Raw genomic sequence first — 6,745 nt, 5'->3', positions numbered from 1 at the left:
TAAACTTGCATTTCTTCCTAAAGATAAAGAATTTAGTTTATCTGCTTTAATATAAAAATGAGCAGATAGTGTATAAACTACCTGCTCATTCTTAATATTAGGAAACACCCAAAGCTCAGTAAGAACCCATTTTCATGTGGTGCTACCTTTTTGTATATTAGTCCATTTATTTTTCGAATACATTAATATACATTTGTTTAAGCTCACTGATTAATGGGTATCTTGGACTAGTTCCTGTACCAATTTCAATAGCTGGTTTTCCTGAAGAATAAGCTGCTTTAACCATACCTGGTCCACCTGTTGCAAGTATTATATCCGACTCTCTCATAACAACTTGGGAAAGCTCTACTGATGGCTCGTCTATCCAAGCTATTATTCCTTTTGGTGCACCTGCTTTAACTGCTGCAATAGTAGATAATATTGTTATTTTTTAAACAATGGTGTTTTGAATTTTAGTTATCAGATAAGCCGTTAGATTTTAAATATAAAAAAACAAGGTATCGTATAATTACCATATCTTGTTTGCATAAGCTTATTTTTTTATTATTTATCAAATATATTTTCTACAAATTCATTTCATTGAGTAATGACTTAAGTTTTATAAGTTCTTTTTTAGAGAGAGTAACTCCTTTTCCCATTTTCTCATGTTCTGGAGACCAATCCCTAATATCATACTTAGCTTCCTTATCATTCCAACTTATAAGATTTAATTCTTTTCGCCATGATTTACCAACTTCTGAAAGTGCTCCTAAATTTTTTTCGATTTCATATTTAATATCTGCCACGTTATACCTCCATTAATAATATTAGTCATATTTTAATTATTATATCAATATAGAGCTAATATTATATTATATTAACAGAAAAAGCTATAATTCAAATATTTATTAGAAAAAAATCCCCTTATATTTGTAAATCGTTTTACACGCACTATGCTTTTGTGATATGATTAAATATGGGTTTAATTAAACATCTATTCAAATTCTATATTTATTTAATAAGATATTTTAAAAAAAACATTTTTAATGTTGTTTCTAGATTTTAAAATATGAAATTTATAGAAAGCTATTATCTTAGTGAATATTTTGCCACACTTAAAATATTTTAAACAATATTATTAGTTGATTTTATTATGGCAGTAATATAACTATAAAAATATACTTATTAAAGAATATTATAAGTCCCAAAATGGATTTCAATGTGATTGAGTAACAATTAAATATATTAAGAATATCAATTAATGGAGATGTTTTAATTTATATTCACAGGTATAACTATATTATATGAGGAGTGATATTATGCACATAAGATTAGGCTACGTGGCTACGGCTTTAAAGGCAGTAAAAATAACTTCTGCCAGCACAGTAACTTATTCTACATATACTAAACAATCGACGGATAGAGATAAGCTTGAAAAACTACAAAAGGTAGCGGTATCTAACGTCAATGATTTGTATAAAATCCTAGAGTACACTGTAAAGAACGATGTTCACTTTTATAGAATAACTTCTGCTTTAATACCCTTAGCGGTTCATCCTGAAGTTACAGATTGGGAGTTCAGGAGAATCTTAAAGATGGATTTTGATTGGCTTGGAAATTATATAAACCATAATAATTTAAGAATTGATATGCATCCTGATGAATCCAATGTTATAAACAGTTCTAAGGAAGAAGTAATAAAAGCTACTGAAAAGAGTCTTTGGTTCCACGCAAATCTTTTTTCAGATATTAATTACCCACTTGGAAAAATGATATTGCATATTGGTGGTAAAGAAGGCGGTAAAGCTGCTGCTACAGAAAGATTCTTCAAGAATTTTAATAACTTACCAAAAGAAATAACAAAGTTATTAATATTTGAAAATGATGACAAAAGCTTTACTACAAAAGAAGTATTAAATATATGCAAAGAAATAAAAGTACCTATGGTACTAGATGTACATCATCATAACTGCAATAATGGTGGCGATGAACTAGAACCTATGTTAGTAGATATATTTTCTACTTGGGTTAACGAACTTCTACCAGTAAAAGTGCATTTTTCCAGCCCTAAAACTGGAGAAAAAGATAAGAAGCATGCAGATTACATTGATGCAGCAGCATTTATTGAGTTTGTTGAAAAATGTATACCTCTAGAAATAGATGTAGATATAATGATAGAGGCAAAGCAAGCTGATTTGGCACTATTTAAACTTTTAGAAGAGGTTAAAAGTCTTAAGCCTGAATGGACTTGGACGGATAATAGTACTTTAGAATTCAATTAAAATTCATAAGCATAAAGAAAAGACTTTAAGAATATTTTTATTCTTAAAGTCTTTTCTTTATGCTAACAAAGAGTTATTAGCGCCTGTTCTATTTTTTTTAGCTCTTCCCCTGTAAATTCTAAATTATCAAGGGTTGCAACATTATCTTCAATTTGACTTACTTTACTAGCACCTATAAGAGCAGATGTAACTTTTCCTCCTCTTAATATCCAAGCTAAAGACATTTGAGCTAAACTTTGTCCTCTTTTTTTTGCAATTTCATTAAGTATAAATATTTTCTTGAGTTTTTCCTCCGTAATATCCGTTGAGTTAAGAAATTTAGAGAAACCTGCTGCCCTAGAATCTGACGGTATGCCCTTTAAATATTTATTTGTAAGTAATCCCTGTGCTAATGGACGAAATGCAATAGTTCCTATTCCGGCCTCATCAAGTACTCCTTGAAGTTTTTCCTCAATCCACCTATTAAGCAAGGAATAAGATACTTGACTTATTACAAATGGAGTCCCTAGTCTTTTTAATATACCTATAGCCTTTTGCATATCTTCCGCCTTATAATTAGATAGCCCAATATATAGTGCCTTTCCCTGTCTAACCATCAAGTCTAACGCATTCATTGTTTCCTCTAAGGGTGTGTTCTGATCTGGTCTATGGTGGTAAAATATATCTACATAATCAAGCCCCATACGCTGCAGACTTTGATCTAAACTAGCAGTTAAATATTTTTTAGAGCCCATGTCACCATAAGGGCCTGGCCACATATAATAGCCCGCTTTTGTAGAAATTATAATCTCATCCCTATAAGGTGCAAGGTCCATTTTTAGTATTCTTCCAAAATTCTTTTCAGCTGACCCTTCTGGTGGACCATAATTATTAGCTAGATCAAAATGCGTTATACCTAAATCAAATGCCTTTTGAATTAAAAGTCGGCTGTTTTCAAAAGAGTCTTTGAATCCGAAATTATGCCAAAGTCCCAGTGAAATGGCAGGTAATTTAAGTCCACTATTTCCACATCTATTATAAATCATTTTATCATATCTACTATTAGAAGCCGTATATCCCATAACTTTTGTCTCCTCTTTTTTGAATTTTATTATAAATGTAACTTATCATATTATACCTCTTTTGGTCACAAATTCTATACTGATTTTTAACCTTTTATTAAAACCCAACAATACTTTTAAATATGTAATAGAAAAGAGGCATGAAAATAGCTGGAAGCATGTTACAAACTTTTAGTCTTTTAATTTCTAACATATTTGCACCTATTTCTACAATTAGTAATCCACCAATAGCAGACATTTCATTTACCACGGAAGTAATAAAATATAATTTGTTTAATAACATTTACATCTTGTTATTTTAGTGATATAATAATTGAAATATTTAAAAATTAATAAAATATAAATTCATAGAACAGGAAGAGTAGTTAAAGCAATGCAATTTAAGAGAGCTGGGGATAGTGCAATCTCAGTATTGATAACTTTAGTGAATGGACCTGCTAGAAGTAACCCGAAATCAAATTTTGAGAGTAGTAGTTATCGGATTCCCACTGTTAAAAGGGATAGAGCATTTTAGTGCTTGAATATTAAATATGCACGTTTTTTTGTAGCATAATTTAGGTGGTACAGCGAATATCCTTCGCCCTAATATAGGGCAAAGGTTTTTTTTATGTTCATTTTTAAATCATAACCAAAATAGCAATTAAAATTCAATAATATAAAGGGGGTGGAGTTGATGTGCTGAAAGATACTTGCTTATAAAACAATAAAACAACAAAAAAATCTAAATTATTTTGAAAAGGAGCTAATTTTTATGAAAACAAATAAAATAATAATAACATCTCTTTTCCTTGCAATAGGTCTTATTTTACATCAAATTACCCCGGGTATATTATTGGGAATAAAACCAGATTTCTTATTAGTATTTATGATTTTGTCCATAATTCTAACAAAAGATTTTAAACTTGCCTTTATTACAGGAATAGTCGCTGGTGTTTTATGTGCACTATCAACTTCCTTTCCTGGTGGTCAATTGCCTAATATTATAGATAAGACAGCAACCTCAATAATTGTATATGTTATATATAAAAATTCCAATTACAATTCTCCATTTAAACTAACATGTATTTATTTTCTAGGAACTATAATAAGTGGAAGTGTTTTTCTAGGATCGGCACTTATTCTATTTGGGTTACCAGCACCTTTTTTAATACTATTTGTATCAATTGTTCTTCCCACTTCAGTACTTAATTCATTTATGGGGTATTTCCTTCATAAACTTATCATGACTAACCCAGCAATTAAAAGTTATTTGTAAAATGTTAAAGCCCTCACACTTACATGAGGGCTTTAACATTTTTTTATAATAATAAAAATCTAAGGATTTTATTTTTGTTTGGGATAATATTTTTTAAAAGCATCTTCATAATCTTCCGGTTTGTGAAATTCTTGAACTTCACTTATATAAGTTTTTTTTCCTTCCTTTTGCTTTATTCTTCTTACTTCTCGATTATTTTCATTATCCAAAATAAAACCTCCAGTTGCTTCTTTTATTTAAAAACACTTATAATACTACTTAATTCTTTTATAGTGTTTCCAACTATAAAAAAAACATGCAACCAAATACAAAATTAAAATTCTATTTATAATAAAATTCCTTTAACTTGCTATATCTTTCTCTGTTTAATCCCATATCAGAATATCCAATCCTTGAAGATGATCTAATCTGAATAAGCTTTTTACTCTCATCAAAGTAAAATTCTACATCGTCATGAAATTTTATTATTCCAGTTGTAAAGACCACATACATATAATTCGACTCATTTTCGATGATTTTTACATTACCATAATTTTCAATTAATTTAACCATCTGTTCTTTTGAATCCTCTAAAGTGCCTTTAAATTCTAGTGCCTCAATTTTCTTATCATTTTCTTATGTTTGTGAAGACATTGTGGATAAGTTAATTTTAGCCTACTAAGTATTGGTTTATATAATCTAGTCATAGACTTAGACACTGAGTATATTTTAAACAAAGTTGATTATTTAATTTTAAATCATAATATTGCATAAACACCGCCACCACCAAACTTTAAATTTAATAATTAAATCAATATCGTATTCGATTAATCTTATAAAATTATTATATATAATAGTATAAATAAGTCAACTATCCTTATTAAATTCAATTAATAGCGTTTAACCTCTAGCCTTTTTATTTTGCATATATTACCTACATAGTTATACTTTGGCATAGATTATTTTGTCGTTTTATGTTATAATATAGTCGTTACATAGCCGAATCTCCTAAATGGAGAACGGGGGATCTCTTATGGGGTGAATCTCTTATTTAGAGTAGGGTGCCTTTAACCCGAATCCGTCAACTAACCTCGCAGGCTTATAAAGGAGGACTTGTTATTATTAAATTAAATTTAAAAACTACTCTATTAACGTTAACATTAGCATTAGTAAGTAGCGGCTCTGTATATGCTGCCACATACCAAGTTAAATCTGGTGATACGTTAAGTGAAATAAGCAAAGCTTATAACACAACTACTGATTATTTAATGAAAAACAATACATTATCAAACTATACCATATATTCTGGACAATTACTTGAAGTTCCAACTAATACTTATAAAGTAGTTAGTGGAGACTCCCTATATTCCATAACTGAAAAATATAGTATATCTATGGATGCGTTAAGAACTGCAAATGATAAATGGAACGATACTATTTATCCTGGAGAAGTTTTAAAAATTCCAGTTTCTTCAACAAGTGTACAACCTATACAAAAGCAACAAACTTCTGGAGTTATCTCGTATTCTAAGAGTGATGTAGACTTATTATCTAGACTAATAACTGCTGAGGCTGGTGGTGAGAGCTACAATGGAATGCTTGCTGTAGGAGCTGTTGTAGTGAACAGGGTTCAAAGTTCACTGTTCACTACTAATATTAGTGGAGTAATTAACGAGCAAAGCAATGGTTACTATCAATTTTCACCAGTATTAGATCATAGAATTAATGAAGTTGCTAGTCCATCTGCAACTAAAGCAGCATATGAATCTTTAAAAGGAACAGATCCAACCAATGGTGCTTTGTATTTTTTTGAAAATTCAATAACAAACAAATGGTTAACTTCAAAGAAAGTAGCTGTTATTATAGGCAACCATACATTTGCTTATTAATGCGTGTATTGTTATAATTTTTTTATATATAAGCATAGTCAAAAATAAGGAAAGAAATTACAAACACTATATAGTGTTTGTAATTTCTTTCCTTATTTTAAAATATTGGTCTCTCAAAATTAAACAGAGAATAGGTTACGAGTAATTACAGTAGACATTTTGAAAAATAAATTTATATTTTTCTTGTTGCATTGACCGAAGTCTTTGCATCTACTCCCTAGAAAGGAGGTGATCCAGCCGCAGGTTCTCCTACGGCTACCTTGTTACGACTTCACCCCAATCATCAATCCCACCTTCGGC

Annotated in this window: 8 protein-coding genes, 1 rRNA gene, 1 pseudogene, 1 riboswitch and 1 other annotated feature; of the genes and pseudogenes, 3 read left to right on the top strand and 7 right to left on the bottom strand. The window is 29.8% G+C overall.

Annotation, left to right across the window (positions count from 1 at the left end):
- Positions 1 to 223: 223 nt before the first annotated feature.
- Positions 224 to 406, bottom strand: a pseudogene (locus tag ACREVU_RS09045) (hypothetical protein); the annotation flags it as partial.
- A gap of 157 nt (positions 407 to 563) precedes the next feature.
- The gene (locus ACREVU_RS09040) at positions 564 to 785 is read right to left on the bottom strand and encodes a YdbC family protein (RefSeq protein ID WP_431551266.1); all 222 of its coding nucleotides are present in this window, start codon (positions 783 to 785) and stop codon (positions 564 to 566) included.
- A 513-nt stretch (positions 786 to 1,298) separates the two neighbouring features.
- Between ACREVU_RS09040 and uvsE the strand changes: the two genes are divergently transcribed.
- Positions 1,299 to 2,261: a UV DNA damage repair endonuclease UvsE gene (uvsE, locus tag ACREVU_RS09035; protein ID WP_431551265.1), complete on the top strand. Its 963-nt coding sequence runs from the start codon at positions 1,299 to 1,301 to the stop codon at positions 2,259 to 2,261.
- Positions 2,262 to 2,323: 62 nt separating this feature from the next.
- Here uvsE and mgrA read toward each other — a convergent pair whose 3' ends face one another.
- Both mgrA and ACREVU_RS09025 read right to left on the bottom strand, forming a co-directional pair.
- Complete coding sequence (mgrA, locus tag ACREVU_RS09030) at positions 2,324 to 3,322, bottom strand: L-glyceraldehyde 3-phosphate reductase (protein ID WP_431551264.1); 999 nt, start codon at positions 3,320 to 3,322, stop codon at positions 2,324 to 2,326.
- 97 nt (positions 3,323 to 3,419) lie between these two features.
- The gene (locus tag ACREVU_RS09025; RefSeq protein WP_431551263.1) at positions 3,420 to 3,605 is read right to left on the bottom strand and encodes a DUF554 family protein; all 186 of its coding nucleotides are present in this window, start codon (positions 3,603 to 3,605) and stop codon (positions 3,420 to 3,422) included.
- Between the two features lie 56 nt (positions 3,606 to 3,661).
- Positions 3,662 to 3,910 (top strand) — a binding site (T-box leader).
- Between the two features lie 163 nt (positions 3,911 to 4,073).
- On the opposite strand from ACREVU_RS09025, the gene ACREVU_RS09020 reads away from it, so the two are divergent.
- Positions 4,074 to 4,577, top strand: a complete 504-nt coding sequence (locus tag ACREVU_RS09020; RefSeq protein WP_431551262.1) for a tryptophan transporter — start codon at positions 4,074 to 4,076, stop codon at positions 4,575 to 4,577.
- 68 nt (positions 4,578 to 4,645) lie between these two features.
- On the opposite strand, the gene ACREVU_RS09015 is transcribed toward ACREVU_RS09020, so the two are convergent.
- On the bottom strand, positions 4,646 to 4,786 hold the full coding sequence (locus tag ACREVU_RS09015; protein ID WP_431551261.1) for a hypothetical protein: 141 nt from the start codon (positions 4,784 to 4,786) through the stop codon (positions 4,646 to 4,648).
- Between the two features lie 112 nt (positions 4,787 to 4,898).
- Complete coding sequence (locus tag ACREVU_RS09010) at positions 4,899 to 5,177, bottom strand: DUF1499 domain-containing protein (protein WP_431551267.1); 279 nt, start codon at positions 5,175 to 5,177, stop codon at positions 4,899 to 4,901.
- Positions 5,178 to 5,543: 366 nt separating this feature from the next.
- Positions 5,544 to 5,671: riboswitch (cyclic di-AMP (ydaO/yuaA leader) on the top strand.
- A gap of 153 nt (positions 5,672 to 5,824) precedes the next feature.
- Here ACREVU_RS09010 and ACREVU_RS09005 point away from each other — a divergent pair.
- Positions 5,825 to 6,445, top strand: coding sequence for a cell wall hydrolase (locus ACREVU_RS09005; protein ID WP_431551260.1), 621 nt, complete (start codon positions 5,825 to 5,827; stop codon positions 6,443 to 6,445).
- Positions 6,446 to 6,666: 221 nt separating this feature from the next.
- Here ACREVU_RS09005 and ACREVU_RS09000 read toward each other — a convergent pair.
- Positions 6,667 to 6,745 (bottom strand): 16S ribosomal RNA (locus ACREVU_RS09000); the annotation flags it as partial.

This window comes from Clostridium sp., assembly GCF_050717535.1.
Taxonomy (GTDB): domain Bacteria; phylum Bacillota; class Clostridia; order Clostridiales; family Clostridiaceae; genus Clostridium_AD.
The sequence above is the reverse complement of the archived record's forward strand: the minus strand, read 5'-3'. Positions and strand labels throughout refer to the sequence as shown.